Raw genomic sequence first — 26301 nt, 5'->3', positions numbered from 1 at the left:
CACCTTTCCAGCCGGGGTTCACATCATCCTGTGACGTTTCACCCGCCCGGCGCCGCCCTCAGGCGAGGGCCGCTTCTTTCCCGGAGGCGCAAAACCTCCGGGCGCGTCGCAAGGGTTTTGACTACGCCGCCGTCGGCCGAGGGTGTTTTCCCGTTTCGGTAGTCGTCCCCAGCGTGCGGCCCCAACTGCTATGCCCAGCCTTTTCGCGGAAACATCCGCCCTCCACGCATCGGGAGGAAGCCCGGCAAGCGGCGCAAAACCCACACAAGGCGAGGGTCGCCGCCTTGCGTTTAACCGGCCCGCCGGCGCCGCCGACCCGACGGCGCCCCTGCAAGATGGCGAAGCGGGGGAAGCATAAGGCAGGTTTTGGGGGTGGGGATAAAATAACTAAGCCGCGTCGCGGACGGCGGCGACGGCCTGGGCTTCCGCGGCTTCAATAGCGGCGCTTGCCGCATCGGGTCCGAGCGAAAGACCTTCGGCGCGCACGAAGGAGATGTCCGTCAGTCCGAGGAATCCCAGCACGGCTTCGAGATAAGTCTCTTGATAATCCCACGCCCTTCTCGGGCCCTCGGTGAAAACGCCGCCCCGCGCCGAAACGACGATGACTTTCTTGCCGGCGGGCGCCAGGCCGACTGGGCCCGACTCCGTGTATCGGAAGGTGCGTCCGGCGCGCACGATATGATCGATCCAGGCTTTCAGCGCCGATGGAATCCCGAGATTATACATGGGCGCGCCGATGACGATGGCGTCCGCGCCCAGGAATTCATCGACCGCAAGATCGGAGAGCTGGACTGCTTGCGACAGCGCCGCATCGCGCTCTTCGGGAGCGGTGAAAAACCCGCCGATGGTCGAGGCGTTCAGATGCGGCAAGGGGTTTGTCGACAGATCGCGCTCGATCACCTTGGCGCCCGGCCGCTTGGCCACGAGCTCCGCAACGACTTTCGCGGTCAGCTTGCGCGAAACGGAACCTTCTCCCAAGGGGCTGCTGTCGACCCGTAGAATCGTAAATGACATCGCCGTCTCCTATGGTTACGAAAACATACTGTGATGATAATCAGGAACCAGGTTAAAAAAAAGATGGAACATTCAAGTTAGAGAGTTACATGGAAGTAACCCATGCCGGGTCTTGGGCGCGCGACGGGTCTCGACCGCGAGCCGAATGGCTCTTTTGACGTTTCTTTTTGTGTCATAGGATCGCTCGGATAACGCGGGGATGTGTCTTGAAGTCTCGAAAAAACGCCGCTCAGATCGACTTTATCTCCCATCGCGAGGCGTGCCCTTTCGTGCGCGACGTGCTGAACCGCGTCGGCGACAAATGGAGCGTGCTGGTCATTATGCTGCTGGGCGACGGCACGAAGCGATTCAGCGAGTTGAAGCGGCTGATCGACGGCGTCTCGCAGAGAATGCTGACGCTCACATTGCGCGGGCTCGAACGCGACGGACTCGTCTTTCGCAAGGTTTTTCCGACCGTCCCGCCGCGGGTCGAATATACGCTCACGCCGCTTGGCAAGACGCTTCTCAAGACCGTCTCGTCGCTGGCGATTTGGGGGATCGACAACCGCGAGGAGATCGAGCGCGCCCGCGACGAGTTCGATAATCGGGAGAGCTTTTGAGGGGGCGCGGGGCGAACGTCGAGGCGGCCTCGTTTTTCGAGACGAAATCCGATTTGATTGCTTCGGTGTCATTCCCGACGCTCGCAAGGCGAGCGATCGGGAATCCAGAGCAAACCAGCGTTTTTGTGGCTCTGGATTCCCGGTCAGGCTTTCAGCCCGCCGGGAATGACAAAAGCCCCAAAGCGAGCTGTGCAACCGGAAATGGTATGAGACGCGAGCGTCGCTCGCTCCTCAGGATGCGGCCTAAGTGTTTGTTGCAGAAGCCGGTCATTGTTGCAGAAGCCCCTCATGCTGAGGAGGCTGCGCAGCAGCCGTCTCGAAGCGCGAGGGGCGTCAACCGCGCTTTGTCAGCAATGGGACGATCTCGTCTATGACGCGCCGCCGCTCGCGCCCGCCGTCGACGCGCAGCCACGAGATCACGCCGGTATCCTTCGCCATCTGCGCCTGCAGCACCGCGCGCGTCGCGTCGGAGACGTCATTGACCCGCGTGTCGACGCGCGCCAGTCTTTGCGCGAGATCGACGTCGAGCCATACGCCCATGAAAGTAACGCCGGCTTCGCGCGCCGCGCTTTCGATGGCGGCGCGGTCCTGCGCGCGGTCGAAAACGGCGTCGACCACGACGGGCCAGCCGATCTTTGCGAGCCGCTGCGCGAAGTCGAACATCTCGGCGTAGACCTTCGCCGACACCTCGCTTTTGTAGGCTTCAGGCGGAAGCCGCTCGGTCGCTTCAGCGCCGAAGAGGCGTTTGCGAAGACGATCGCTGTTGGAAATGCGCGCGCCGGGCGCGGGCGTCAGGCGCGGGGCGAGCGCCGCTGCGACGCTCGATTTGCCGGAGCCGCTGAAACCGCCGATTGCGACGATGGCGCCTTGCGCCGGCTGTAACAGATCGCGCGAGAGGTCGAAAAAGCCGCGCGCCGTCTCTCCATTGCCTTGCGACGCCTCGACATGGGCGCGGATCGTCGCGCGCAGCGACATGAAGAAGGGCAGCAGCGGCAGCCCGTCTTCCTCGGATTGCGCGCGCGCGTCGAGATAGCGGTTGAGCGCGAGATTGGAAAAATCGCGAAGCCCGACGCGCCAGAGATCCATCAGCAGGAAGGCGAGATCATACAAAACGTCGATGGTCGAGATGTCGTCCGAAAACTCGAGGCAATCGAATGGCGTCGGCGCGCCCTCGAACAGGCAGATGTTGCGCAGATTGAGATCGCCGTGGCAGGGCCGCACCTTGCCCTGCGCGCGTCGCGCGTCGATCAGCGCGGCGTTCGTCGCGAGCGCGCCGCGCAAATTGTCGAGATGCGCCTCGACTTCGCCGATCGGCGCAGGCGCCGCCGCACGCAGGCTCGCTTCCATGCTGTCGATGATCTGGCGCATGGAGGCCGCGCCGCCGCGCGCATGATCGGCAATCGCCGCGTCATGGGCTTTTGCGATGCGGCGCGCGAGCGTCTCGATCATCTCCTTCGTGAGCCGGCCCTCGCGCGCCATGCAATCGAACAAAGCGTCGTCAGGGAAGCGCCGCATCTCGACGATAGCGTCGAGAAAGGCGCCCTCCCCGTCGAGCGTCAGCTTTCCGTCGCTCTCCCGCGTGATCCGGCGCATGCCGAGATAAAGCGCGGGCGAAAAGGCCCGGTTGAGCGCAACTTCGCGGGCGCACATCTCGCGCCGCAGCGCCGGCGTCGAGAAATCGAGATAGGGCAGGCGCACGGGGCGCTTGAGCTTGTAAACGCGATCGCGTCCGAGCAGCACGGTTGAAATATGCGTCGTCACGATCTTGGGCGCGCCGAGCAGGCTGGATAGAAAAGCGATGATCTCCGCTTGCTCGTCGCTCACATCGTCTCCTCCTTGCGGAAGGGCAATTCGGCCTCCTGCGCCGCCATCATCTCGTCGAGGGCCGTGCGCTCCCGCTCGCAATAATCTGCGACGGCCGCCTGGAGCCCGGCGTCGGCGAAATCATGCGCCGACCAGGTGACAACCGGACGATAGCCGCGCGCAATCTTATGCTCGCCCTGCGCGCCGGCTTCGACGCGCTTGTAGCCATGCGCAATGGCGTAGTCGATCGCCTGATAATAGCAGATCTCGAAATGCAGAAAGGGCCGTTCGATCAACGCGCCCCAGTTGCGGCCGTAGATCGCGTCGTCGCCCAGGAAATTGATCGCGCCCGCGACGTAGTCCGCGCCTTGCTTCGCCATCACCAACAGAATGCGATCGGCCATGGCGGCGCCGATGAGATCGAAGAAGGCGCGCGTGAGATAGGGCCGGCCCCATTTGCGCGCGCTCGTATCCATGTAAAAGGCGAAGAAGGCGTCCCAATGCTCGGGGCGTATCTCCGCGCCTCTCAGACGCTCGATCGTGATATCATCGCCGAGCGCCTCGCGCCTTTCGCGCTTGATGCCTTTGCGTTTGCGCGACGACAGCGCGCCGAGGAAATCCTCGAAGCTCGAATAGCCCTCATTGACGAAGTGAAACTGCTCGCCGGCGCGGAGAATAAAGCCCGCCTCGCCAAGCGCCTGCGCCTCCTCCGGCGTCGGAAAGGTCACATGGAGCGAGGAGGCCTTGAGCGCCTGGCGCAGCCCGCGCAAGGCGCCGATCAGCGCGTCGCGCGCGCCCTGTGGCGCATCGCCGGCAACGAGAAGCCGCCTTCCGGTCGCCGGCGTGAAGGGCGCGGCGATCTGAAGCTTCGGGTAGTATTTGCCGCCCGCCCGCTCATAGGCCTGCGCCCAGCTCTGGTCGAAGACATATTCGCCGAGACTATGCGCCTTGAGATAGGCGGGCGCGCAGGCGACGAGGCGCCCGCTCTCGTCCTCGACCAGCGCATGCACCGGTGACCAACCCGTCCGCGCGCCGACCGAGCCGGAGCGCTCCAACGCGGAGAGGAAGGCGTAAGTGATGAAAGGATTGAAGCGCTCGCCATCGGCTTGCGTCAATGTCGGCGGATTGGCGCAGGCGTCCCAAGCCGACGCCTCCACCTTTTCGAGCGATTGAACGAAGCGCGCCGTGAATTTTGCAGCCATAAGCCGCTAGTAAATAGGAAAAGCCCGGCACAGCGCCAGCACTTCCTGGCGCGTTGCGTCGATTGTACGAAGATCGGACGGATTGCGCACAATGCGGGCAATCCATGCGCCGATGCGCTGGAACTCCGCGACACCGAAGCCGCGCGTCGTGCCGGCGTTGCTCGAGAGCCGCAGGCCCGAGGGCGCCTCGGGCGAGCGCGGATCGAAGGGGATCATATTCTTGTTCACCGCAAGCCCCGCCTTCTCCAGCGCCTTGGCGGCGACGTCGCCGGTCACGCCCGTCACGGAGAGATCGACGAGCATGAGCCCGGTATCCGTTCCTCCCGTCACGATGCGCAGGCCCGCGTCCGCGAGCGCCGCGGCAAGCGCGCGGGCGTTTTCGAGCACGGCTTCGTTATAAGAGCGAAACGCCGGCTGAAGCGCCTCGCCGAGACACGCCGCCTTGCCCGCCACGGCATGCAGCATCACCGAGCCCTGCACGCCGGGAAATATGCCGGCGTCGATGCGCTTCGAGAGCGCTTCGTCATTCCACAAAACCATGCCGCCGCGCGCGCCGCGCAGGGATTTATAGGTCGTCGTCGTCACCACATGCGCATGCGGAAAGGGATGCGGATAAAGCCCGCAAGCCACGAGCCCGGCGACATGCGCCATATCGACGAGAAGATAGGCGCCCACTTCATCGGCGATGGCGCGCAGCCCAGCGAAGTCGATGGCGCGCGGATAGGCGGAGCCGCCGGCGACGATCATTTTCGGCTGCGCCACGCGCGCGAGGTCGCGCAGCGCGTCGAGATCGATCAACTCGCTCTCGCGGTTCACGCCATATTGCGTGATCGAATAATCGCGGCCGGTCAGCGTCGCCGGATGGCCATGGCTGATATGCCCGCCCGCCGCGACATTCATAGAGAGAATGCCGTCGCCGAGCTTCAACAGGCCGAGAAACGCGCCGGCATTGGCGTTCGAGCCCGAATGCGGCTGCACATTGGCGAAGCGGCAGTTGAACAGCTTCTTCGCGCGGTCGATGGCGAGCGCTTCGATCGCGTCGGCGAATTCCGCCCCGCCGTAATAGCGGACGTAAGCGGCGCCCTCGACGGTCTTATTGGTGAGGACGGAGCCCTGCGCCGCGAGGACGAGGCGCGAGACGATATTCTCGGAAGCGATCAGCTCGATCCCGTCGCGCTGGCGCGTGAGCTCGCCAGTGATGGCGGCTTCGAGCTCCGGGTCGGCTTCGAGGCCGCGCGTGAAATAGCCCGAGGGCGGCTGGGGCATGAAATGGGCTCCTATATCTTGGTGGTCGTTCCGTTCAAGCAGCGGTCGTCATCCCCGACGGGCCGAAGGCCCGATCGGGGATCCAGAGCCAAATCAACGCCCAAAGAAAAGCATACCGGCGGGCAAGCGCGAAAGGGTGCTGCGTTACCCCCTCCCCAACCCTCCCCCGCAAGCGGGAGAGGGAGCAGATTGTCGCCTTCATGACAGCGCCGATCGTGAGCGTCCCCTCTCCCGCTTGCGGGGGAGGGACAGGGAGGGGGCAGCGCAGCCGCCGTGGGCCTGCGCCGCGGGTTGATCGCCCTCGGGCTTTGCTCATATGAATGAAGCAATTTGCCGCAAGGCCTCCGCAACTCTTCCCATGGTTTCTCACAATGCCCTTCACCTCCTCCGCCACATTTTCACCCGCGGACGCCGCCGCGGGCCTTTCCGAAACCCTGCCCGAGTGGAACCTCGCTGACCTCTACGAGGGCACGGATTCACCCCGGCTCAAGGCCGATCTGGCGCGCGTCGCCGAGGAGGTGACGCAATTCGGCAAAGATTATCGCGGCAAGCTTTCCGAGCTTGCGACGGACGCCCAGGCCAGCGCGACGCTCGGCGAGGCGGTCGCGCGCTATGAAGTTCTGCAGGATTTGCTCGGGCGGCTCATGTCCTTCGCCGGGCTGCTCTACAGCGGCGACACAACCGATCCGGCGCGCGCCAAATTCTACGGCGACGTGCAGGAGAAGATCACCAACGCCTCGGCGCAGCTACTCTTTTTCCAACTCGAGCTCAATCGTCTCGACGACGCCGTGCTGATGGCGGCGGCGGGCACGGCGCCGCTCTCGCGCTGGAAGCCCTGGCTCGAAGACATTCGCAAAGAGAAGCCCTATGAGCTCGACGACAAGCTCGAGGAGCTGTTCCACGAAAAATACATTTCGGGCGCGGCCGCCTGGAACCGCCTCTTCGACGAGACCATCGCCTCGCTGCGCTTCAAGGTCGGCGCCGAAGAGCTGGCGATCGAGCCGGTCCTCAATCTCATGCAGGACCCGAGCGAAGACAAACGCCGCGAGGCGGCTCAGGCGATCGGCGTGACGCTGAAGGGCAATTTGCGCACCTTCTCGCTGATCACCAACACGCTCGCCAAGGACAAGGAAATCTCCGACCGCTGGCGCGGCTTCAAGGACGTCGCCGATTCACGCCATTTGTCCAATCGCGTCGAAGGCGAGGTGGTGGAGGCTTTGGCCAAGGCGGTGACGCAAGCGCATCCGCGCCTGTCGCATCGCTATTACAAACTGAAAGCCAAATGGTTCGGCAAGGATGCGCTGGATTATTGGGATCGCAGCGCGCCGCTGCCGGCGACGCCCTCCAAGCGCTATTCCTGGGAGGAGGCGCGCGGCATCGTGCTCGACGCCTACAAAGGCTTCGCGCCGCGCATGGCCGAGATCGCCGGCGACTTCTTCGACAAGCGCTGGATCGACGCGCCGGTGCGGCCGGGCAAGGCGCCAGGCGCCTTCTCGCATCCGACCGTCCCCTCGGCGCATCCTTACGTGCTGCTCAACTACCAGGGTCGGACGCGCGACGTGATGACGCTCGCCCATGAGCTGGGCCATGGCGTGCATCAGGTGCTGGCGGCGCCGCAGGGCGCGCTGATGGCGCCGACGCCTTTGACGCTGGCGGAAACGGCGTCGGTCTTCGGCGAAATGCTGACCTTCCGTTCCCTCCTGGCGCAGGCCCCCGATACGGTGCAGCGCCGCGCGCTGCTCGCCTCCAAGGTCGAGGATATGCTCAACACGGTGGTGCGCCAGATGGCCTTCTACGCCTTCGAGCGCAAGGTCCACACAGAGCGCCGCAATGGCGAGCTGACCGCCGACCAGATTTGCGAGATTTGGATGAGCGTGCAGGGCGACAGCCTCGGGCCGTCGATCCGTCTGGGGCCGGGCTATGAGACCTTCTGGGCCTATATCCCGCATTTCATCCATTCGCCCTTCTATGTCTACGCCTATGCCTTCGGCGACTGCCTGGTGAACTCGCTTTATGGCGTCTACCAAAAGGCGCATGAGGGCTTCGCTGAGCGCTATTTCGCGCTGCTCGAGGCCGGCGGCGCCAAGCCTTACGACGAGCTGCTGAAGCCCTTCGGGCTCGACGCGCGCGATCCAGCCTTCTGGGGGATCGGGCTGGAGATGATCGAGGGGCTGATCGGGGAGTTGGAGGCGATGGAGGGGGCGTGAGGTTGCTATCTTGGATGCCAAGACCGACGAGCCTATCCCTTCCCTTTACGGCTACCGCCTGCACCCTCTCCGTCATGGCCGGGCTCGTCCCGGCCATCCACGCCGTGCAATGACAGCTACTGAGGGGGATGGGCCTCAACCGTCCAAATGGAACGTCTCAGGATTGGTCTTTGGGGTAAACCTCGTCCCGTCCCTGGTAGGCCATGCCCCTCGGCGTGGATGGCCGGGACAAGCCCGGCCATGACGGTCGGGGAGGTTGGGGTGCGAAGAAATCGCTTGGAAGCTCAACACTTCTAAAAATTAAAACGCCGGCCAACGGCCGGCGTTTGGTTCCCTCTTGACCGAGAGCTTATTGCACGCCGGCGCGGATCGAGAACTTCTCGCTGCCGCACTGAACCGGGCCCTCGAAGACCTTGCCGGATTCATTCGGCTTGCCGGTCCAAACGCAGTCCTTCTTGCCGTCGGTGCGGTCGTTGAGGTTCAGCTTGTAGACGCCGCCCTCGACCTTGCCGTCGAGCTTATAGGTAATGACCGAGCCGTTATCGAGCTGCATGTCGGCGGAACCGGCAACCTTGTCGCCTTCCGTGGTCAGCTTCCACGTGCCATTGGCGCGCTTGATGCCCGAAGAGGAGATTTCCGTCACGCTGTAGCTGGCGGCGAAGGCCGAGGCGCTGAAAGCCACGACGGCGACGGCCGTGGTCAAAGCAAGCTTGATCATCTGTTTCGCTCCCATAGATTTCGGCTTGGCGCGCCGGCTCGGCCACAGGGAGACTGAGGCGCGAGATAGGGCCATCAAGCCTTCCCTGTTCCGCCGCTGTTGCGAGCGAGAACGGCGGCACTTCGCACGAAGCGTCGTCTGAGGTCAAATGGTTTCGAGTTTTAGGGTTGTTCGAGAGAAGAGGCGCCGACATGGCCAATGAATGGAAAATCGTAGACGATTATATTTCCGACCGTTTGATTCCGCCGGCCGACCGGCAGGGCGCGACGCTGGAGGCCAACCGGGCGTCCGGCCTGCCCGCCATCGACGTCTCCGCCCCGCAGGGCAAGCTGCTGCATCTGCTCGCGGCCTCTATCGGCGCGCGGCGCATTCTGGAGATCGGAACGCTGGGCGGCTATTCGACCATATGGCTGGCGCGCGCGCTCGCCGATGGCGGCAGGGTCGTCACCATCGAGTTCGACCCGCGCCACGCCGAGGTCGCCCGGCAAAACATTGCGCGCGAGGGGGTGGCCGAGACGGTCGATCTGCGCGTGGGCGCCGCGCTGGATATTCTGCCCAAGATCGAAACCGAAGGCGGCGCGCCTTTCGATCTTGCCTTCATCGACGCCGACAAGGCCAACAACGCCGCCTATTTTGGGTGGGCGCTCAAACTGTCCCGGCCGGGGTCGCTCATTATCGTCGACAATGTGGTGCGCGACGGCGCGGTCGCCGATCCCCATACGACCGACGACGGCGGGCTCGGCGGCCGGAAGCTCTTCGATCTCGTCGCGGCCGAGCCGCGGGTGATGGCGACCGCCATTCAGACGGTGGGCTCGAAGGGCTGGGACGGCTTTTTGATCGCGCTGGTGAAGTGAGTTTTCGGACGACTCCCGCTTGAATAGCTCGCCTTTGGCCTTGTCATTCCCGACGGGCCGAAGGCCCGATCGGGAATCCAGGGCCGCAAGAGCATCGGTTTTGCTCTGGATTCCCGATCGCTCGCTTTGCGAGCGTCGGGAATGACAGTAGGCAACCGGCGGGCACGCGAGGGGGGCGACGCGTCTTAGGCTTCCGCCGGCAATTTGTGAGGGCGCTCGATCAGCGCGCCGTCCACGCCGAAAAAGGCCGCCTCGACGCGCCGACCCTCGTCGTCGTAGCGCCAGGCGATGCGCGCGGCGCCGACGTCCTTGGGGGCGGTCGGCTTGCCCTCGGCGGTGTAATAGGCCTCCTCGACCTGATTGCCCCGGGCGTCATAGGCCCGCGAGACGCGCGCGGCGCCGACGCTCTTGCGTTTGATCGGGCGCCCGGAGGCGTCGAAATACATCTCCATTACCTCGAGGCGGCCTTTCGCCGGCGCCTCAGTGGTTTCATGCGCGAGGCGGATGGAGCCTTCGACCGCTTTGCTGAGCTTGCCGTTCTGCGAGCAGCGATGCTCGCGGGCGGAGACGCGGGGGACAGTTTTGGTCGGCTTTCGCGTGGGTTGGGTTTTCTGTTCCATTGATCCGAAGTCGCTGAACGCGCTCCAGCCGGCCATGACACGCCGCCGGGCCCTCCGACCCGCGAAGTGATGCGTGAGATGGCGATGGAGTCGCTTGCCTGAGAAGAGCCGCCCGTTGAGGGAGCGGATCGTTCGGCGCCGCTGGCTGCGGCGGGCGTCAGATCAGGACGGGGGGCGCGCGCGAGCCGAGCGGCGGGGTGGCCGCCTCGGCGTTGGGCAGGGCGTGGCCGAAGGCGAGCCGCGCCGCGACATAGGAGAGCGCCGGCGGGGTCTCGCCGACGAAGGGCGAGGGAGCCGCCGCGCCGCCGAAGGAGGCCATCTGGACGACGCAGCAGGCGTCGCCATGGCGGCTGGTCCGGATCGGGGCGCCCGGGGCGCCGTCGAGCGCGCCGGAGGCTTTGCTTTGGCAGATGGCGTCGGCGAAGAGCGCCGCGCCGCGGGCGCTGGTGACCGTGCCCGCCGCGAGACCCTGCAGGATAAGCAAATAGGCGACGAGCAGCGTCGCCGCTGTCGAGCCGAAGTGCCTATGTTTGTCGCTGCAGGAGCTCATAATCTATAATAGCTAGTGAGCCACCTTGTTAAGGTCAATGGCGCGAGGGTGCGGCTCAAGGTCGCCATTCGGCGGGTTCGGCCTCTACCTTCTCCTGCGTCTTCGATGCGTCGATCGCCGCGCTGACGGCGCGCAGGACCTCGGTGACGCCAGCCCCGGAGGCGGAAGACAGCGCCAGCAGGGGCCCGCGCGCCTCGGGCTCCGGGCCGGCGCTGGCGATAGCGCGCTTCAAGCGCTCCCGCTGCTTCTTGAGCTGCTCGGGCTCGACCGCGTCGACCTTGGAAAGCGCGACGATCTCCAGCTTCTCGTCGAGCCCCGCGCCATAGGCGGCAAGCTCGCCGCGCACGGTCTTATAGTCCTTGCCGGCGTGCTCGCCCGTGGCGTCCACGAGATGCAGCAGGACGCGGCAGCGCTCGACATGGCCGAGAAAGCGATCGCCCAGGCCATGGCCCTCATGCGCGCCCTCGATGAGGCCGGGGATATCCGCGAGCACGAATTCCCGCCCGTCGCGGCGCACCACGCCCAGGCCCGGGTACAGCGTGGTGAAGGGGTAATCGGCGATCTTCGGCTTTGCCGCCGTCACGCTCGCCAGAAAGGTCGATTTGCCGGCGTTCGGCAGGCCGACGAGGCCGGCGTCGGCGATGAGCTTGAGGCGCAGGATGATGGTGCGCTCCTCGCCCTGCTGGCCGGGATTGGCGCGGCGGGGCGCGCGATTGGTCGAGGTGGTGAAATAGGCGTTGCCGAAGCCGCCATTGCCGCCCTTGCAGATGACGACCCGCTGGCCGACCTCGGTGAGATCGGCGATCAGCGTCTCCTCGTCCTCCTCGAAGATCTGCGTGCCGACCGGCACTTTCAGCACGGCGTCGGCGCCGCGCCCGCCGGCGCGGTTCTTGCCCATGCCGTGCATGCCGGTCTTGGCCTTGAAATGCTGCTGATAGCGATAGTCGATGAGCGTGTTCAGCCCGTCGACGCATTCGGCCACGACGTCGCCGCCGCGGCCGCCGTCGCCGCCGTCCGGCCCGCCGAATTCGATGAACTTCTCGCGCCGGAACGAGACGCAACCCGCGCCGCCGTCGCCCGAACGCACATAGACCTTGGCTTGATCCAGAAACTTCATGTCACGCTCATGTGGAGGTCAATTTAGGGCGCCGGGCGCCGAAGGCGGTATGGGCGGCGCCGCGCGAGAGTCGCATCCGCACGACCTTGACCCGCCCGCCGCGCGCCGGGGCGTCGGCCTCGATCTCGCCGAGGCTGGTGAAGCCGAGCTTCTCCTGCACCCGCTGCGAGGCGACATTGCCCGGCAGCGAATCGCAGACGATTTCGCCCAGCGACGAGACGCCATAGATCAGGTCGACGAAGCCGCGCGCGGCCTCCGTCATCAGCCCCTGCCCCCAGAAATCCCGTCCCAGCCAATAGCCGAGATACGCGGTGCCGCGAAAGGCGGAGCCATGCGCGCCGATCACGCCGATCGGATCGTTTGGCTCTTTCTTGAACGACAGGGCCAGGACGAGTCCCCTCCCCGATTCGTTCTCGGCGCGGGCGCGGCGCACGAATTCCTCGGCGTCGCCGATATTATAAGGATGGGGAATGGTCGCGGTCTGCTTGGAGACTTCCAGATCGCCGGCGCGTTTCGCCAAGGCGGCCGCATCGGCGAGCCGCGGCCAGCGCAGCCACAGCCGCTCGGTTTCCAGCCTGAAAACGTCGTCTTGGGTAATCTCGGGAAACATAAAAGGCTCCAAGCGAAAGACCGAATGTGGCCCCGGAACGAACAAGGGGAAAGCGTCGGCCGCTTCCCCCTAGAGGCCCTTTGGGCCTTTTTCCGGACATTTCGCTCGGGAGCTTTGCTCCCTACCGGGTCGAGACGACCTGTCCGCCGGGGAAAGACCGGCGGCGGGTCGCTTGACGATCCGTCCGCCTTACTCTGCGGCCTCAACGGCCGGCACCACCGATACGCTGGCGCGGCCGCGGGTGGATTTGAACTCCACGACGCCGTTGACGAGCGCAAAGAGCGTATGATCCTTGCCCATGCCAATGTTGCGGCCGGGATGCCATTTCGTGCCGCGCTGGCGAATGATGATATTGCCGGCGAGCACCGATTCGCCGCCGAATTTCTTGACGCCGAGGCGCCGGCCGTCCGAGTCGCGGCCGTTGCGCGACGAGCCGCCCGCTTTCTTATGAGCCATAGTCCTGCTCCGACTTGTTCCTGTGTGGCGGCGTCAGGGCCGCCTGTGAATGCCGTTGTCGCGAAGCGCAGCCCGCAAAATCGCTTTGCGGTCGCATGCGCTCCAGAGTTCGACCCGGCGCGATCTCTAGTCGCCCGCATGATGCCATGCGAGCGGCGCGTGCGCTAGATCGAAAGGATCTTGACCAGCGTCAAATCCTGGCGATGGCCACGCTTGCGCTTGGAGTTCTGGCGCCGGCGCTTCTTGAAGGCGATCGACTTGGGGCTGCGGGCCTGCTCGACGATCTCGCCGGCGACGCTCGCGCCTGCAATCGTGGGGGCGCCGACCTTGGGGGCGTCGCCCCCGATCATCAGCACCTCGTCGAAGGTGACCTTGTCGCCCGGCGCGCCATCGAGCGCCATGACCGTGATAATATCGCCAGCGGACACGCTATATTGCTTGCCGCCGGTTCTGATGACTGCGAACATCGTTTTTTCCTGTGTTCGAGCCCGGCTCTCGCATGGCGATTAGGCCTGCGGACCGGCTTTTTGCAGTAGGACCGGTTGCGCTTCGTTTCCGAAAACGAAAAACGCGGCGAAGCCGCCGCGACGAAGCATTGGGTTCCCTAACGTGCCGGTGGGGCGCCTGTCAAGGAAATCCCGCGTGTTCCAGCGTCATGGCCGCGCTTGTCGCGGCCATCCACGCCGCGCCGACGCGCAAAGCTGAGAACATGAGCGGGAGCAATGCCGCTTCTTCTTCTCCTTGCGTGTCGTAATGTCTCGGCGTGGATGCCCGCGACAAGCGCGGGCATGACGCGGCTGCGTAGGGTTTGTTAACGCGAATTCAGAGCCCTGCGCCCCGGGCGGATCGGCTTCACGGAATCAGCACCGCCGCTCCCTGCAAGCGCCCGTCGCGCAGATCGCTTAACGCGTCATTCGCCTGCGCGAGCGGATAAGGCGTCGCATGCAGCTTCAGCGGCAGGGTCGGCGCGAGCGATAGAAACTCCCGGGCATCCTCGCGCGTGAGATTGGCGACCGATTGCAGCCGGCGCTCGCCCCAGAGCAACGCATAGGGAAAGCTCGGAATATCGCTCATATGGATGCCGCCGCAAACGACGGCGCCGCCCTTCTTCACGCTCCCGAGCGCGCGGGGAACCAGCCCGCCGACGGGCGCGAAGATCAGCGCGGCGTCGAGCGGCTCGGGCGTGGGCGCATCGGACCCTTGCGCGCTCGCCGCGCCGAGCGAGAGCGCAAATTGCGCCGCCGCATCGTCGCCGGGACGCACGAAAGCATGCACGCGCTTGCCCTGCAGGATCGCGACCTGGGCGATGATATGGGCGGCGGCGCCGAAGCCGTAGACGCCGATCGTCTCAGCCGGCCCCGCCATTTTGAGGGTTCGCCAGCCGATGAGCCCCGCGCAGAGCAGCGGCGCCAAAGTCGCGGCGTCGCCCGTCTCGGGCAGAGCGAAACAGAAGGAGGCGTCGGCGATGGCGTGGGTGGCGTAGCCGCCATCGCGCGTATAGCCGGTAAACAGCGGGTCATCGCAAAGATTTTCGCGCATGGTCACGCAATAAGGGCAATGGCCGCATGTGTGGCCGAGCCAGGGCGCGCCGACGCGCTGGCCGATCGCAAAGCCCGAGACGCCGCGCCCCATGGCCTCGACGCGGCCGACGATTTCATGGCCAGGGACGATGGGGAGCTTAGGATCGGGCAGCTCGCCGTCGACCACATGGAGATCGGTGCGGCACACGCCGCAGGCCTCGACGCGCAGGCGCAGCTCGCCGGGGCCGGGCGCGGGCAGCGGACGCTCTTCCATCACAAGCGGCGTGTTGGAGCGCCGCAGGACCATGGCTTTCATGGTTTCGGTCATTGCTCCCCTCCCCACTTCCTTGGTCCGGACGCCGGGGCCCGTCATGGCCGGGCTTGTCCCGGCCACCCACGCCGAGGGGCGCACCCGCTGCTATGGACGAAGATACGCAGGCTTCCGGCTACTTCCAATCTATGTCGGAATTCGCTTGCGACGCGAGCATCATCCCACCCAGCGCTGCCGCATCGGGGGGACGAGCCCGGCCATGACGCGGGGGAAGGTGGGCGGCGTGTGAAGGACGAGGAAATTTCCCCGATCGCCCGCCCTCTTGCTTGCCAGGGAGCCGGCGGCTAGACCTCGGGCTTCAACACGGCAAAAGCGGCGGACGCGTGAAGCAGCAAGCCCAAGAATTCGACAAGCAGCCCAGCCTCGAAGGCGCGCGCGTGCGGCTGCGGCCGCTCGATCGCGCCGATTTCGACGCGCTCTACGCCGTGGCCTCCGACCCGCAGCTTTGGGCGCAGCATCCGGCGTCCGACCGCTATCAGGAGCCCGTTTTCCGAAAGCTGTTCGATGAGTCCATCGCCTCCGGCGGCGCCCTGGTCGTGATCGACAAGGCGACGGGGCGGATCATCGGGTCCTCGCGCTACAACGTCCCGGAGCCGGGAGCCCGGAGAGCCGAGATCGGCTGGTCTTTTCTCGCCCGCGCTTTTTGGGGCGGCGCCTATAACGCCGAGGTGAAGACCCTCATGCTGCGTCACGCCTTCCGTTTCGTCGACACTGTCTATTTCAGGGTTGGCGAGAGCAACGCCCGGTCGCGCCGCGCCATGGAGAAAATCGGCGGACGGTTGAGCGAGCGGATGGAGACGGTCGCCCTGCCGAGCGGCGTTCCCGTCGTTCATGTGATTTACGAGATTTCCAAAGACGATTTCTTCTCGCCCGCGAATCCCTTGCTCAAGTAAATCCGCTGAGCGCCCGGCGGGAAGTCGGCGATTTCCCCGCAACGAAGATAACCCAGTCGCTCGTAAAACCCCGCGACCGCCGGATCGAAGGTGTCGATATAGGCGCCGATGGCGCCGCGGGCGCGCGCCTCGCGCTCCGCTGCGGCGATGAGGCTTTTCGCAAATCCCTGGCTGCGCCACTCGGGCGCCACCCAGAGATGTCTTATATAAAGCCAGCGCCAATGGATGACGCCGTTGAGCCCGCCTTGAAGCGCGCCTCCCGCGTCGCGGAGGGCGAGGGAAAGCGGCGCCTCCTCGCGCGGGCCGAAACGCGCGGCGATCTCAGCGCCGAGATTGGCGGCGACTTCGGCCGACTCCGCCGCCTCGACGACGAGGCTCAGCTTATCGAACTCAGGCATTCTGACACCGCGCTTATGAAAACCGCTCTCTCCGCCCTTCTATTTTGCGCAAGCCTCTTGGCCGCCGCAACGGCATGGGCGGCAGGTGATTGTGGCCCGGCGGCGATCGCTCCCTTGGCCGGCGCGACCGGCGCGCGCGTGCAGGGCTTTGAGGCGATCTTCGAGAGCTGCATGAAGGACGGCGAAACGCGCCTCGCCACGCGCCGCTTTCGGATCGACGGCGAGAAGCTGCTGCTGACGGTCGATCCGCAGTCGCTGAAAACAACGCTGGAGCGCGCCGCCTGCTGGCGCTGCGAGGAGACGCGCGACGCCGAACAGGCGGAAACCCGCTTCCTGCAGGCCCTACGTCCGCCGCAAGACCCCGACCGGCCGCCGGCTCTGGTCAACGCCGGGCTCATCCATGGCAAGGGCGCGGGCGCTTACATCACCGGCGATCTCTGCCCGAGCCACAAGCCGCTCGACCGCGGCTTCATCGAGGAAGTCGCCGCGCAGGGGCCGGGAACGCCGCTGACCCTCTCGGTCTCCGGCGCCTGGATCACGCAACATGGCGAGGATTTCGCCTGGTTGCAGGAGAAGGCGCGCTCGGGGGCGCTCGACATTAGCTGGGCCGATCACTCTTATTCGCACCCCTATATTCCGGGGCTGAGGGATGCGCAGAACTATCTGCTGCGGCCCGGCGTGGACCTCGACCGCGAGATTTTCGAAACCGAGAAAATCCTCATCGCCCATGGCGAGACGCCGTCGGTCTTCTTTCGTTTTCCCGGCCTCGTGTCCGACGGCGCCCTGCTGGAGAGATTGAAGGAGCGCCATCTCGTGGCGCTGGGGGCGGATAGCTGGCTCGCGCTCGGCCCGCCGCCGAAGCCGGGCTCCATCGTGCTGGTGCATCCCAACGGCAATGAGCCGGGCGGGTTGCAGATTTTTTCGCGGCTCTTGAAGAGCGGGCGGATGCCAAAGCCGTTTCGGGCGATCAACGAGGCGCCGTAGTTCCAGCGTTGACAGCGCCGCGCCCTCCTCAGAATGCTAAGAGAGTCGGGGGGCCGTCATGGCCGGGCTTGTCCCGGCCATCCACGCCCAGGGGTACAGCCGAAGACGCATTATTGCTATGGATAAAGTTCATGGAGGGCGAGGTTTGTTCCTCTCGCCAACGCAAGCCCAGCATTAGCTACTTATTGCTCGGCGTGGATGGCCGGGACAAGCCCGGCCATGACGAGGGGCGCCAGTTCAGCGAACCGAACAAGAGGACGCGCTTGATGCCGATACCCATGGATGTCCAGCATGCCTCGGAACGATTCGAGACGTTTCTTGCGAATGCGCGCGACATCTCAGGTCTTGCGACCCGCAATCAGACCTACACGATGGTCGAGGGCGTGCTCCAAGTGTTTCGCCGTCGTCTCTCTGTCTCCGACGCGATCCGTTTCGCGGGCGTGCTGCCGCCAATCCTGAGGGCGATCTTCGTCTCCGACTGGGACACCGACGAGATTCGGGCGCCCTTTGGCGATCTTGCGTCGATGGCCCAGGAGGCCCAGGCGTTACGCCGCGATCACAATTTCGCCCCTTCGTCCTGTATCGGCGATGTCGCCGCCGCCTTGCGCAAACATGTCGATGCGGCCGAGTTCGAACGGGTTCTGGCGTCACTGCCGGACGGCGCGGCGGAATTTTGGCGCGTCTAGCAAGCTGAAAGAAGCTTGCCCGACGCGGCGCCAGCGCCCTTTGTCGTAGTCCGATAGCATTTCCGTTTGAACGGCTCGCATGGGGCCGTGTCTTTCCCGGTGGGCCGAAGGTCCGACCGGGAATCCAGAGCCACAAAAGCGCTGGTTTTGCTCTGGATTCCCGATCGCTCGCTTTGCGAGCGTCGGGAATGACACCGGCCCAATCAAGCGGATCTTGTATGAAAGCGATAGCCGTCTCTTCGCCTCTCTAGGAACAAGCCTCCCGCCCGGGCGTTTGTTCGCTTTGGGAGAGCGTTTCATGCGTGCGCAAGACCAAAGCTTTGCCAGAGAGATCGGCGCGGTCCTGATTGCGAAGGGATTGGCCCTCGCCTTTCTGTATCTGGCGTTTTTTGCCTCCACGCCTTCCGTGCCGCGCGCGGCGGCGTGGCTTTTCGGGGCGCCGTGATGGACGTCGCCGAGCTTTCACGCCTGCAATTCGCCCTCACCGCGCTTTATCATTTTCTCTTCGTTCCCTTGACGCTCGGGCTCTCGGTGCTGCTCGCCATCATGGAGAGCGTCTATGTCATGACCGGCCTGCGCGTCTGGCGCGACATGACGATCTTCTGGGGCATTTTATTCGGCATCAATTTCGCGATGGGCGTCGCGACGGGCATCACGATGGAGTTCCAGTTCGGCACGAACTGGTCCTATTACTCCCAATATGTCGGCGATGTTTTCGGCGCGCCGCTCGCCATCGAAGGGCTGATGGCCTTCTTTCTCGAGGCGACCTTCATCGGCCTGTTTTTCTTCGGCTGGGACCGCCTCAGCAAGCCCGGCCATCTCGCCGTCACCTGGTGCGTGGCGCTCGGCTCCAATTTCTCCGCGCTGTGGATTCTCGTCGCCAACGCCTGGATGCAAAATCCGGTCGGCAGCCGTTTCAATCCCGACACGATCCGAATGGAAGTCACCGACTTCATGGCGGTGCTGTTCAATCCGGTGGCGCAATCGAAATTCGTGCATACGGTGGCCGCCGGCTATGTCACGGGCGCGATTTTCGTTCTCGCCATCGGCGCGTGGTATTTGCTGCACGGGCGCCATCGCGCTTTCGCGCGACGCTCGATGACTGTCGCCGCCTCTTTCGGGCTCGCCTCCGCCCTGTCGATCGTCGTCCTCGGCGATGAGAGCGGTTACGTCACGACCGAAAATCAAAAGGTAAAGCTCGCGGCGATGGAGGGCCTGTGGCGCGCCGAGCCGCCGCCCGCCGCTTTCACGATTTTCGGCATTCCCGATCCAGAGCGGCGCGAGACGCGCTACGCCATCCAGGCGCCGTGGATGCTCGGGCTGATCGCGACGCGATCGCTGACGACGGTCATCCCCGGCATTTACGAGCTGGTGGACGCGGCCAAGACGCGCATCGGCCGCGGCGTCGAGGCTTACGGCGCGATGCGCAGCCTCACCAGCGCCGAGCCGTCGTCGGATATGCGCAAGACGATCGAGGAGCGGCAAGGCGATCTCGGTTACGCCTTGCTGCTGCGCCGCTATACGGACGATCCCGCAAAGGCGACGCCGGAGCAGATCGAGCGGGCGGCCTGGGACACGATCCCCAATGTGCCCGTCATCTTCTGGTCCTTCCGCGTGATGGTGGCGCTCGGCTTCTATTTCATCGCGCTCTTCGCCGTGATGTTCTACGTCTCGTCGCGGCGCGCCTTCGAGCGACGACGTTGGCTGCTGCGCCTCGCCTTCTGGTCCCTGCCCTTGCCATGGATCGCGGCGGAGCTCGGCTGGATCGTCGCCGAATATGGGCGCCAGCCCTGGATCATCGAAGGCGTGCTGCCGACCTTTCTCGCGGCCTCGCCGATCCCAGCGGCCAACGTATGGTTGAGCCTCGTCGGCTTTTTCATCTTCTACTCCGCCCTGCTCGTCGTCGACATCTTCCTGATGGCGAAATATGTGCGGCTCGGGCCGGCCGAGACCTGGGAGATCCCCGACCTCGCGACCCGGCAGGCGCCGCCCGGCGGCGTCGCCCTCGACGACGTTGCGCGCGGGATAACGCCTTCCACCCCTGGGGGCTGAGATGCATGTCCCGATCGACTACGACACGCTGCGCGTCATCTGGTGGGCGCTGCTCGGCATATTGCTGATCGGCTTCGCTGTGTTCGACGGATTCGATCTTGGGACCGCGATCCTGCTGCCGTTTCTCGGGCGCAGCGACATGGAGCGGCGCATTCTAATCAACTCCATCGGCCCGGTGTGGGAGGGCAATCAGGTTTGGTTCATTCTCGGCGGCGGCGCGTCCTTCGCCGCCTGGCCGCCGGTCTACGCCGCTTCTTTCTCCGGCTTTTATGTCGCAATGTTCGTCACCTTGCTGGCGCTGATCCTGCGGCCTGTGGCGTTCAAATTCCGTGGCAAGGTCGACAACGCGCTGTGGCGCTCGGTGTGGGATTGGGCGCTGTTCTTCGGCGGCCTCGCCCCCGCGCTGATCTTCGGCGTCGCCTTCGGCAATCTTCTGCAGGGCGTGCCGTTTCGCTTCGATGCGGAGCTGCGCGCGGTCTACACGGGGGGCTTCTTCCAGCTCCTCAATCCCTTCGCGCTGCTGTGCGGACTCGTGAGCGTCGCCATGCTGGTCATGCATGGGGCGGCCTATGTTCAGGCAAAGACGATCGAGCCGATCGCCGGCCGGGCGCGTCGGGCCGGCATGATCGCGAGCATCGCGACTCTTGCGCTGTTCGCGCTCGGCGGCGTTTACGCCTATTCGTTGCTGGACGGCTATGCGATCACGAGCCAGATCGCCGCCAATGCGCCGTCCAACCCCTTACGCAAGACCGTCGAGGTCGCCACGGGCGCCTGGATGCGCAACTATGAGCGTTTGCCGTGGTCGCCGGCGGCGCCGCTCCTGGGTCTCGTCGGCGCCTTGCTGGCGGCGATGATGTTCGCCTTGCGCCGAGAGGTCGCCGCCTTCGTCATGAGCGCCGCTTCTGTCGTGGGCATCGTGGCGACGCCGGGCCTCGCCATGTTTCCCTTCATCATGCCCTCGTCCAGCGAGCCGAATGCGAGCCTCACCGCCTGGGACGCCTCGTCGAGCCATCTGACATTGTATGTCATGCTCATCGCCGTCGTGGTCTTCCTGCCGATCGTTCTCGCTTATACGGCGTGGGTCTATCGCGTGCTGCGCGGAAAGGTGCCGTCTCATATTTTCGAGCCGGGCGGGCATGCTTATTGAGAGCAAGGACACTTCAGCGCAGAGTCACGCATCTCTGCGGCCGTCATGGCCGGGCTTGTCCCGGCCACCCACGCCGAGGGGCACAGCCCAACGAGACGCGTTATCGCTATGGATAAGGTTCATGCAGGGCTTTGGAAGCTCCGAAGTCCCGCTTCTCGCGCCAACGAAACGTTCCGATCCGGATGATGCCCAGCATTAGCTGCGTTTGCACGGCGTGGATGGCCGGGACAAGCCCGGCCATGACGAGGGCGAGCGCCGCGTGAGCGGGGTCGGGCAGGAGAAAGGGGCGGTATTTGCGGCTAACGACGCCGGCCGCGATTTGCTCGACCGCCGCAAAATGCGCCGCTACCCCTTACATTGACAAGGGTCCCCCACCCTCTTATCTCTCCGGCGGAAATGCCGCGTCGACCCTGACGTCCGGTGTGCCGGTCGCTGTCGCAAGCGGTTGCTTTTCCAAGACATTTGCGTGCTGCGCCCCGCCCGCCGACAATCGGCGCAAGCGTAGAGCGGCGGCGCGCCACAGAAAGGTTCGTGGGAATGCTCGGCGCCCTCGCCAAGAAGATTTTCGGCACGGCCAACGACCGCCGTCTCAAGACCTACACGCCGAAAGTCAATGCGATCAATGCGCTGGAGCCCCAGCTCGCCGCCCTTTCGGACGAGGAGCTGCGCGCCCGGACAGTCGCCTTCCGCGAGCAGATCGCCGCCGGCGCCGCGCTCGACAGCCTGCTCGTTCCCGCCTTCGCCACCGTCCGCGAGGCGGCCAAGCGCACGCTCGGCCAGCGCCATTTCGACGTGCAGCTCATCGGCGGCATGGTGCTGCACGAAGGCGCCATCTCGGAGATGCGCACCGGCGAAGGCAAGACCCTCGTCGCGACGCTCGCCGTCTATCTCAACGCGCTCGCCGGCAAGGGCGTGCATGTCGTCACGGTGAACGACTATCTCGCCAAGCGCGACAGCGAGTGGATGGGCCGCATCTATCGCTTCCTGGGCATGAGCGTCGGCTGCGTGATCCACGACCTCCCCGACGACGAGCGCGCCGCCGCCTACGCCTGCGACATCACCTATGGCACCAATAACGAATTCGGCTTCGACTATCTGCGCGACAATATGAAATATGAGTTCGCGCAGATGGTGCAGCGCGGACATCATTTTGCGATCGTCGACGAGGTGGACTCCATTCTCATCGACGAAGCGCGCACGCCGCTGATCATCTCCGGCGCCGTCGACGACAAGTCCGACCTCTACAACACCATCGACCGCCTCATGCCGAAGCTCGCGGCGGAGGACTATGAGCTCGACGAGAAGCAGCGCACGGTGCATCTCACCGACGCCGGCAATGAGCATATGGAAGAGCTGCTGGCGGAAGTCGGCGCGCTGACCGAAGGCGCGCTCTACGAAGCGCACAACGTCACGCTCGTCCATCACATCAATCAGGCGCTGCGCGCCCATAAGCTCTTCCAGAAGGATAAAGACTATATCGTCCGCAAGGGCGAGGTGGTCATCATCGACGAATTCACCGGCCGCATGATGCCGGGCCGCCGCTATTCGGAAGGCCTGCATCAGGCGCTGGAAGCCAAGGAGCGCGTGCAGGTTCAGCCCGAGAACGTCACGCTCGCGTCGATCACCTTCCAGAACTATTTCCGTCTCTACGAGAAGCTCGGCGGCATGACCGGCACGGCGTCGACGGAAGCGAACGAATTCGCCGAGATCTACAAGCTCGACGTCGTCGAAATCCCGACCAACCGTCCGGTCCAGCGCCGCGACGATGACGACGAGGTCTATCGCACGGCGAAAGAAAAGCTCAACGCCATCCTCGAAGAGGTCAAGGACGCGAATGCGCGGATGCAGCCGCTGCTCGTCGGCACGACCTCGATCGAAAAGTCGGAGCAGCTCGCGGACTTCCTGATCCAGCAGGGCTACAAGATGATCGACTTCGCCGATCCGAAGGGATTGTCGAAGCTCTATGAGTCGGCGCGCGCCGGCCAGCCCTCGAAAATGCTCGCCGTCCTCAACGCGCGCTTCCACGAGCAGGAAGCCTATATCGTCGCGGAAGCGGGCGTGCCGGGCGCGATCACCATCGCCACCAACATGGCCGGCCGCGGCACCGACATTCAGCTCGGCGGCAACGTCGATATGCGCGTGGCGCATGAATGCGCCGAGCTGGAGGGCGATGTGCGCGCGGCCAAGGAAGCCGAAATCCGCGAGGAGGTCGCCCGCTTCAAGGAGCAGGCGCTCGCCGCCGGCGGCCTCTACATCATCGGCACAGAGCGCCACGAGAGCCGCCGCATCGATAATCAGCTCCGCGGCCGCTCGGGCCGCCAGGGCGATCCGGGCCGCTCCAAGTTCTTCCTGTCGCTGCAGGACGATCTCATGCGCATCTTCGGCTCCGAGCGCATGGATTCGATGCTTGTGAAGCTCGGCCTGCAGGAGGGCGAAGCGATCGTCCATCCCTGGATCAACAAGGCGATCGAGAAGGCGCAGCATAAGGTCGAAGCCCGCAACTTCGACATCCGCAAGAATATCCTCAAGTTCGACAACGTCATGAACGACCAGCGCAAGGTCATCTTCGAGCGCCGGCGCGAGATCATGGGGGAGGAGAGCGTCGAGGAGCAGGTCTCCGACATGCGCGCCGAAGTCGTCGACACGCTGGTCTCGACGCATATTCCGTCGGACGCCTATGCCGAGGCCTGGGATGTCGCGGGCCTTGCCGAGGACGTTCACGCCAAGCTCAATATCGACGCGCCGGTCGCGGATTGGGCGAAGGAAGAAGGCATTGCCGACGAGGAGCTCAAGGAGCGCCTGCTGGAGGCGGCCGACAAGGCCTATGAGGAGCGCGTCGAACGCAGCACGGCGCCGCTGATGCGCATGATCGAGAAGCAGGTCGTGCTGCAATCGCTCGATACGCTGTGGCGCGAGCATCTTATCGCGCTCGACCATTTGCGGCAGGTGATCGGCTGGCGCGGCATGGCGCAGCGCGATCCGCTCAACGAATATAAGTCCGAGGCGTTGGATCTTTTCCGCAGCCTGATGAGCCGCTGGGACGAGACCGTCACCGCGCAACTGATGCGCGTCGAGGTGAGCTTCGAGGCGCCGCCTTCCGCGCCGCCGGAGCTGCCGCCGATGGAGATGTCGCACCCCAATCCGGTGGCGCTCTCGGCCGGGGTCAGCGTCGAGCAGACGGCGCTGGAGGATTTGAACGCCCGCCTCGCCGCCATGGATTTCTCGTCACAGGCGGCGGAGCCCGCGGCGGCGCGCGACCCCTCCGACCCCACGAGCTGGGGCAAGGTCGGCCGCAACGAGCAATGCCCCTGCGGCTCCGGCAAGAAATACAAGCACTGCCACGGGCAGTTGGTTTAAGGGCCACCTTGGACCGCGGGCCTTCGGGCCCGCGCTGGAACTGCGCGCCTGAAGGCGCGCGGTCCAATTAGGCCGCGACCTTCATCTCAGCGTCGCCCAGTCGTCGCAAAAGCTTTCACGGAAACCGCTACCTCTTCGAGCGTCCGCTCACCTATGGAGGCAGAAAATGGACGGTTTCATTATCCCCGCGGCGATGCTCCTGATCGTTATCGGCGGCGGCATCTATATCGCCCGCACCAGCCGCAACGTGAATTCCTGATCTATTAGCTTTACCTCTGGGAAAACTTGCCCCTCCGCGCCTTGCGCGAGGGGCCTTTTATACCGTTTCCGTTTGAACAGCTCGGATTGCCATTCGAATCCAGACAAGAGCGCTAGTTTTTGCCCAGCGCCCGTCATTGCGAGCGAAGCGAAGCAATCCAGGGCGGCGATGCGGCCCTGGATTGCTTCGTCGGCTCCGCCTCCTCGCAATGACGGCGGTGCGTAAAAGCGCTCAGCGCAGCGCCGGCCGGCGGTCTTCCTTGCGCCCGAAAATTTCGAAATGCGCCAAGGGGTTGACGCCGTCCGCGGCGACGTCGGGATTTCGGGCGAGATATTTGCGGCTCGAAAAAAAGGGTCCCGGGTCGCGCCCCTGCGCGGCGCCCTCGAGGAGATAATCCAGCGCGGGGTCGCGGGCCGCGCCATAGCTCTCGATGTAATGCAGCGGATCGAAAAAGATCGAACGGCTGATCGCGAGATATTGCCTGACGAGAAAGAGGTCCCGCCGGCGCGCCAGCAGCGCCAGCGCGCGCGCGCCAACGACAAGAGGGTTCCTGCCCGTCAGGCTGCTATGAAAGCGCTCCAGAATGTCGAGCTGGCAGTCGCTTTTCGCGACGCTCCAATCCTCTCTCACAATGGCGCGCAACTGCGCCTCACGCGCGGCGTAGTATTCCTCGGTCTCGGCCGGCGAGAAGGTCGTATAGCCGACAAGCCGCAGATGCGCGACGAAGTCGGATTGTCCGGTGTCGGTCGCCGCTTCCACGACGAATGGCGATAATCCGAGGAAAAACAGATCGGAAAGCAAAAGACGGAAGCTCGCCGGCGTGAAGGTCCAGCAATGCACGTCGTGATAATGCGGATCATTGGCCGTCCGCATACCTTCCCAGGCGTCGAAGGCCTCGCGGAGCCGGCGCTCGGGAACGATCTTCTCGAGCTTTTCATCGAGCAAAAAGCAGACGAGCGACCTTTCTCCGTCGACGAAGCGCGCCATCTGGGCGTTCTGCTCAAAAATCTGGCGGTAGGTCGGCCGGCTCCGGCCATCGTGAAAGGCCTCGATCATCGCGCCCAGACCTGTCAACGGGCGGTAGAAGTCGAAACAGGCGCGCTTGTCCGGGAGCGCCATGGAGAGCGCGCCGCCCGGCTTCAGAACCCGCCCGCAGGCCTGAAGGAAAGCGATCGGGTTGGGGAAATGCTCGAAATTGTGAGACGAGAGAATATAGTCCAGCGCGCCGGCGACGCCGGCGCCGCGGCACAGCGCGTCGATGTCGGTCGCGCTGCCGACGAGATCGACGGGTTCGATCAGATCGACCGCCCCCTCGGGCAGGCTCGCGTCTAGCCGCGCCCGATGCTTGATCGCTTCCGTGTCGAAGACGTCGAGCGACAGGCAATTGTAGCCCTCGCGCTTGGGCGCCAGCGGCGAGAAATAGGGGCCGATCTCGATCCCGCGCGCCTCTTTTGACACATGCTTCAGAAGTTCCTTTTTGCGATCCATTAATCCCACCGGACGAAAGACCTGGGGCTACAAAAGCTTCCGGCCGCCCTGGGCGCAGGCGGTTCGGCCCGGCGCCGCTTATATAGAAATGACGCGTCTTTGGTAATAAGACTGGCGCCGCGCGGCGGACGCCCCCTCCTCTTGGGGAAGGTTCCGCGTTCAAATCCGCG

At 64.7% G+C, this 26301-nt stretch carries 24 protein-coding genes; 10 read left to right on the top strand and 14 right to left on the bottom strand.

Annotated elements, in window-relative coordinates; genetic code table 11:
- Window positions 1–387: 387 nt before the first annotated feature.
- Window positions 388–1014, bottom strand: a complete 627-nt coding sequence (locus QNA11_RS15905; RefSeq protein ID WP_283483773.1) for an FMN-dependent NADH-azoreductase — start codon at window positions 1012–1014, stop codon at window positions 388–390.
- 206 nt (window positions 1015–1220) lie between these two features.
- Here QNA11_RS15905 and QNA11_RS15900 point away from each other — a divergent pair, with 206 nt between their 5' ends.
- Window positions 1221–1613, top strand: coding sequence for a winged helix-turn-helix transcriptional regulator (locus tag QNA11_RS15900; RefSeq protein WP_370568473.1), 393 nt, complete (start codon window positions 1221–1223; stop codon window positions 1611–1613).
- 333 nt (window positions 1614–1946) lie between these two features.
- Here QNA11_RS15900 and QNA11_RS15895 read toward each other — a convergent pair whose 3' ends face one another.
- From QNA11_RS15895 to glyA, 3 genes are read right to left on the bottom strand one after another with little or no spacing between them, the layout of a single operon-like run.
- Entirely contained in the window at window positions 1947–3437 is a 1491-nt protein-coding gene (locus QNA11_RS15895; protein WP_283483772.1) for a bifunctional aminoglycoside phosphotransferase/ATP-binding protein, read from the bottom strand.
- Window positions 3434–4618 (bottom strand): GNAT family N-acetyltransferase, encoded by a 1185-nt coding sequence (locus QNA11_RS15890; RefSeq protein WP_283483771.1) that lies wholly within the window; start codon window positions 4616–4618, stop codon window positions 3434–3436. Before QNA11_RS15890 ends, QNA11_RS15895 begins: the two co-directional genes overlap by 4 nt.
- Window positions 4619–4624: 6 nt before the next feature.
- A complete protein-coding gene (gene glyA / locus QNA11_RS15885; RefSeq protein ID WP_283483770.1) occupies window positions 4625–5884 on the bottom strand; it encodes a serine hydroxymethyltransferase in 1260 nt (419 codons plus the stop codon).
- Between the two features lie 371 nt (window positions 5885–6255).
- Between glyA and QNA11_RS15880 the strand changes: the two genes are divergently transcribed.
- Window positions 6256–8091: a M3 family oligoendopeptidase gene (locus QNA11_RS15880; protein WP_283483769.1), complete on the top strand. Its 1836-nt coding sequence runs from the start codon at window positions 6256–6258 to the stop codon at window positions 8089–8091.
- A gap of 349 nt (window positions 8092–8440) precedes the next feature.
- On the opposite strand, the gene QNA11_RS15875 is transcribed toward QNA11_RS15880, so the two are convergent.
- Window positions 8441–8809, bottom strand: a complete 369-nt coding sequence (locus QNA11_RS15875) for a hypothetical protein (RefSeq protein ID WP_202071216.1) — start codon at window positions 8807–8809, stop codon at window positions 8441–8443.
- 191 nt (window positions 8810–9000) lie between these two features.
- Between QNA11_RS15875 and QNA11_RS15870 the strand changes: the two genes are divergently transcribed.
- The gene (locus QNA11_RS15870) at window positions 9001–9663 is read left to right on the top strand and encodes an O-methyltransferase (protein WP_283483768.1); all 663 of its coding nucleotides are present in this window, start codon (window positions 9001–9003) and stop codon (window positions 9661–9663) included.
- Between the two features lie 185 nt (window positions 9664–9848).
- Here QNA11_RS15870 and QNA11_RS15865 read toward each other — a convergent pair whose 3' ends face one another.
- From QNA11_RS15865 to QNA11_RS15835, 7 genes are all read right to left on the bottom strand, one after another.
- Window positions 9849–10283 carry a hypothetical protein gene (locus QNA11_RS15865; protein WP_202071214.1) on the bottom strand — a complete coding sequence of 145 codons (435 nt, stop codon included), beginning with the start codon at window positions 10281–10283 and terminating at the stop codon, window positions 9849–9851.
- A 157-nt stretch (window positions 10284–10440) separates the two neighbouring features.
- Window positions 10441–10833, bottom strand: coding sequence for a DUF2946 family protein (locus QNA11_RS15860; protein WP_283483767.1), 393 nt, complete (start codon window positions 10831–10833; stop codon window positions 10441–10443).
- A 55-nt stretch (window positions 10834–10888) separates the two neighbouring features.
- Window positions 10889–11950: a GTPase ObgE gene (gene obgE, locus QNA11_RS15855; RefSeq protein WP_202071212.1), complete on the bottom strand. Its 1062-nt coding sequence runs from the start codon at window positions 11948–11950 to the stop codon at window positions 10889–10891.
- Window positions 11951–11957: 7 nt separating this feature from the next.
- On the bottom strand, window positions 11958–12560 hold the full coding sequence (locus QNA11_RS15850) for a GNAT family N-acetyltransferase (RefSeq protein WP_281929391.1): 603 nt from the start codon (window positions 12558–12560) through the stop codon (window positions 11958–11960).
- A 189-nt stretch (window positions 12561–12749) separates the two neighbouring features.
- Window positions 12750–13016, bottom strand: a complete 267-nt coding sequence (gene rpmA / locus QNA11_RS15845) for a 50S ribosomal protein L27 (RefSeq protein WP_202071210.1) — start codon at window positions 13014–13016, stop codon at window positions 12750–12752.
- A 164-nt stretch (window positions 13017–13180) separates the two neighbouring features.
- Entirely contained in the window at window positions 13181–13483 is a 303-nt protein-coding gene (gene rplU, locus QNA11_RS15840; RefSeq protein WP_202071209.1) for a 50S ribosomal protein L21, read from the bottom strand.
- Window positions 13484–13868: 385 nt separating this feature from the next.
- Window positions 13869–14852 (bottom strand): zinc-dependent alcohol dehydrogenase family protein, encoded by a 984-nt coding sequence (locus QNA11_RS15835; RefSeq protein ID WP_349362224.1) that lies wholly within the window; start codon window positions 14850–14852, stop codon window positions 13869–13871.
- A gap of 338 nt (window positions 14853–15190) precedes the next feature.
- Between QNA11_RS15835 and QNA11_RS15830 the strand changes: the two genes are divergently transcribed.
- Window positions 15191–15760 carry a GNAT family N-acetyltransferase gene (locus tag QNA11_RS15830; protein WP_283483765.1) on the top strand — a complete coding sequence of 190 codons (570 nt, stop codon included), beginning with the start codon at window positions 15191–15193 and terminating at the stop codon, window positions 15758–15760.
- Here QNA11_RS15830 and QNA11_RS15825 read toward each other — a convergent pair.
- Window positions 15706–16158, bottom strand: a complete 453-nt coding sequence (locus tag QNA11_RS15825) for a GNAT family N-acetyltransferase (RefSeq protein WP_283483764.1) — start codon at window positions 16156–16158, stop codon at window positions 15706–15708. The two genes, QNA11_RS15830 and QNA11_RS15825, sit on opposite strands and share 55 nt — an antisense overlap.
- Before the next feature lie 114 nt (window positions 16159–16272).
- Here QNA11_RS15825 and QNA11_RS15820 point away from each other — a divergent pair, with 114 nt between their 5' ends.
- The 6 genes from QNA11_RS15820 to secA all read left to right on the top strand — a co-directional run bounded on the left by QNA11_RS15820 (window position 16273) and on the right by secA (window position 24384).
- A complete protein-coding gene (locus tag QNA11_RS15820) occupies window positions 16273–17142 on the top strand; it encodes a polysaccharide deacetylase family protein (protein ID WP_283483763.1) in 870 nt (289 codons plus the stop codon).
- 266 nt (window positions 17143–17408) lie between these two features.
- Window positions 17409–17828 carry a DUF2267 domain-containing protein gene (locus QNA11_RS15815; protein WP_283483762.1) on the top strand — a complete coding sequence of 140 codons (420 nt, stop codon included), beginning with the start codon at window positions 17409–17411 and terminating at the stop codon, window positions 17826–17828.
- 298 nt (window positions 17829–18126) lie between these two features.
- Window positions 18127–18273: a hypothetical protein gene (locus QNA11_RS15810; RefSeq protein ID WP_283483761.1), complete on the top strand. Its 147-nt coding sequence runs from the start codon at window positions 18127–18129 to the stop codon at window positions 18271–18273.
- A complete protein-coding gene (locus QNA11_RS15805) occupies window positions 18273–19880 on the top strand; it encodes a cytochrome ubiquinol oxidase subunit I (RefSeq protein WP_283484229.1) in 1608 nt (535 codons plus the stop codon). The genes QNA11_RS15810 and QNA11_RS15805 overlap by 1 nt, the downstream gene beginning before the upstream one ends.
- Before the next feature lies 1 nt (window position 19881).
- On the top strand, window positions 19882–21027 hold the full coding sequence (cydB, locus tag QNA11_RS15800; RefSeq protein WP_283483760.1) for a cytochrome d ubiquinol oxidase subunit II: 1146 nt from the start codon (window positions 19882–19884) through the stop codon (window positions 21025–21027).
- A 537-nt stretch (window positions 21028–21564) separates the two neighbouring features.
- The gene (secA, locus tag QNA11_RS15795) at window positions 21565–24384 is read left to right on the top strand and encodes a preprotein translocase subunit SecA (protein WP_283483759.1); all 2820 of its coding nucleotides are present in this window, start codon (window positions 21565–21567) and stop codon (window positions 24382–24384) included.
- 490 nt (window positions 24385–24874) lie between these two features.
- Here secA and QNA11_RS15790 read toward each other — a convergent pair whose 3' ends face one another.
- Window positions 24875–26131 (bottom strand): methyltransferase domain-containing protein, encoded by a 1257-nt coding sequence (locus tag QNA11_RS15790; RefSeq protein ID WP_283483758.1) that lies wholly within the window; start codon window positions 26129–26131, stop codon window positions 24875–24877.
- Between the last annotated feature and the right edge of the window lie 170 nt (window positions 26132–26301).

The organism is Methylocystis sp. JR02 (assembly GCF_030063565.1).
Classification (GTDB): Bacteria; Pseudomonadota; Alphaproteobacteria; order Rhizobiales; family Beijerinckiaceae; genus Methylocystis; species Methylocystis iwaonis.
This window is presented reverse-complemented; position numbering and strand designations above follow the sequence as displayed.

Excerpts from the sequence above, each read along its gene's own strand:
- QNA11_RS15865 (WP_202071214.1), bottom strand. The coding sequence starts at position 10,283 with ATGGAACAGAAAACCCAACCCACGCGAAAGCCGACCAAAACTGTCCCC.
- rplU (WP_202071209.1), bottom strand. The coding sequence starts at position 13,483 with ATGTTCGCAGTCATCAGAACCGGCGGCAAGCAATATAGCGTGTCCGCT.
- QNA11_RS15805 (WP_283484229.1), top strand. The coding sequence starts at position 18,273 with ATGGACGTCGCCGAGCTTTCACGCCTGCAATTCGCCCTCACCGCGCTT.
- obgE (WP_202071212.1), bottom strand. The coding sequence starts at position 11,950 with ATGAAGTTTCTGGATCAAGCCAAGGTCTATGTGCGTTCGGGCGACGGC.
- cydB (WP_283483760.1), top strand. The coding sequence starts at position 19,882 with ATGCATGTCCCGATCGACTACGACACGCTGCGCGTCATCTGGTGGGCG.
- QNA11_RS15905 (WP_283483773.1), bottom strand. The coding sequence starts at position 1,014 with ATGTCATTTACGATTCTACGGGTCGACAGCAGCCCCTTGGGAGAAGGT.
- QNA11_RS15860 (WP_283483767.1), bottom strand. The coding sequence starts at position 10,833 with ATGAGCTCCTGCAGCGACAAACATAGGCACTTCGGCTCGACAGCGGCG.
- QNA11_RS15825 (WP_283483764.1), bottom strand. The coding sequence starts at position 16,158 with ATGCCTGAGTTCGATAAGCTGAGCCTCGTCGTCGAGGCGGCGGAGTCG.
- QNA11_RS15815 (WP_283483762.1), top strand. The coding sequence starts at position 17,409 with ATGCCGATACCCATGGATGTCCAGCATGCCTCGGAACGATTCGAGACG.
- QNA11_RS15890 (WP_283483771.1), bottom strand. The coding sequence starts at position 4,618 with ATGGCTGCAAAATTCACGGCGCGCTTCGTTCAATCGCTCGAAAAGGTG.
- QNA11_RS15835 (WP_349362224.1), bottom strand. The coding sequence starts at position 14,852 with ATGAAAGCCATGGTCCTGCGGCGCTCCAACACGCCGCTTGTGATGGAA.
- rpmA (WP_202071210.1), bottom strand. The coding sequence starts at position 13,016 with ATGGCTCATAAGAAAGCGGGCGGCTCGTCGCGCAACGGCCGCGACTCG.
- QNA11_RS15810 (WP_283483761.1), top strand. The coding sequence starts at position 18,127 with ATGCGTGCGCAAGACCAAAGCTTTGCCAGAGAGATCGGCGCGGTCCTG.
- secA (WP_283483759.1), top strand. The coding sequence starts at position 21,565 with ATGCTCGGCGCCCTCGCCAAGAAGATTTTCGGCACGGCCAACGACCGC.
- QNA11_RS15875 (WP_202071216.1), bottom strand. The coding sequence starts at position 8,809 with ATGATCAAGCTTGCTTTGACCACGGCCGTCGCCGTCGTGGCTTTCAGC.
- QNA11_RS15790 (WP_283483758.1), bottom strand. The coding sequence starts at position 26,131 with ATGGATCGCAAAAAGGAACTTCTGAAGCATGTGTCAAAAGAGGCGCGC.
- QNA11_RS15850 (WP_281929391.1), bottom strand. The coding sequence starts at position 12,560 with ATGTTTCCCGAGATTACCCAAGACGACGTTTTCAGGCTGGAAACCGAG.
- glyA (WP_283483770.1), bottom strand. The coding sequence starts at position 5,884 with ATGCCCCAGCCGCCCTCGGGCTATTTCACGCGCGGCCTCGAAGCCGAC.
- QNA11_RS15880 (WP_283483769.1), top strand. The coding sequence starts at position 6,256 with ATGCCCTTCACCTCCTCCGCCACATTTTCACCCGCGGACGCCGCCGCG.
- QNA11_RS15870 (WP_283483768.1), top strand. The coding sequence starts at position 9,001 with ATGGCCAATGAATGGAAAATCGTAGACGATTATATTTCCGACCGTTTG.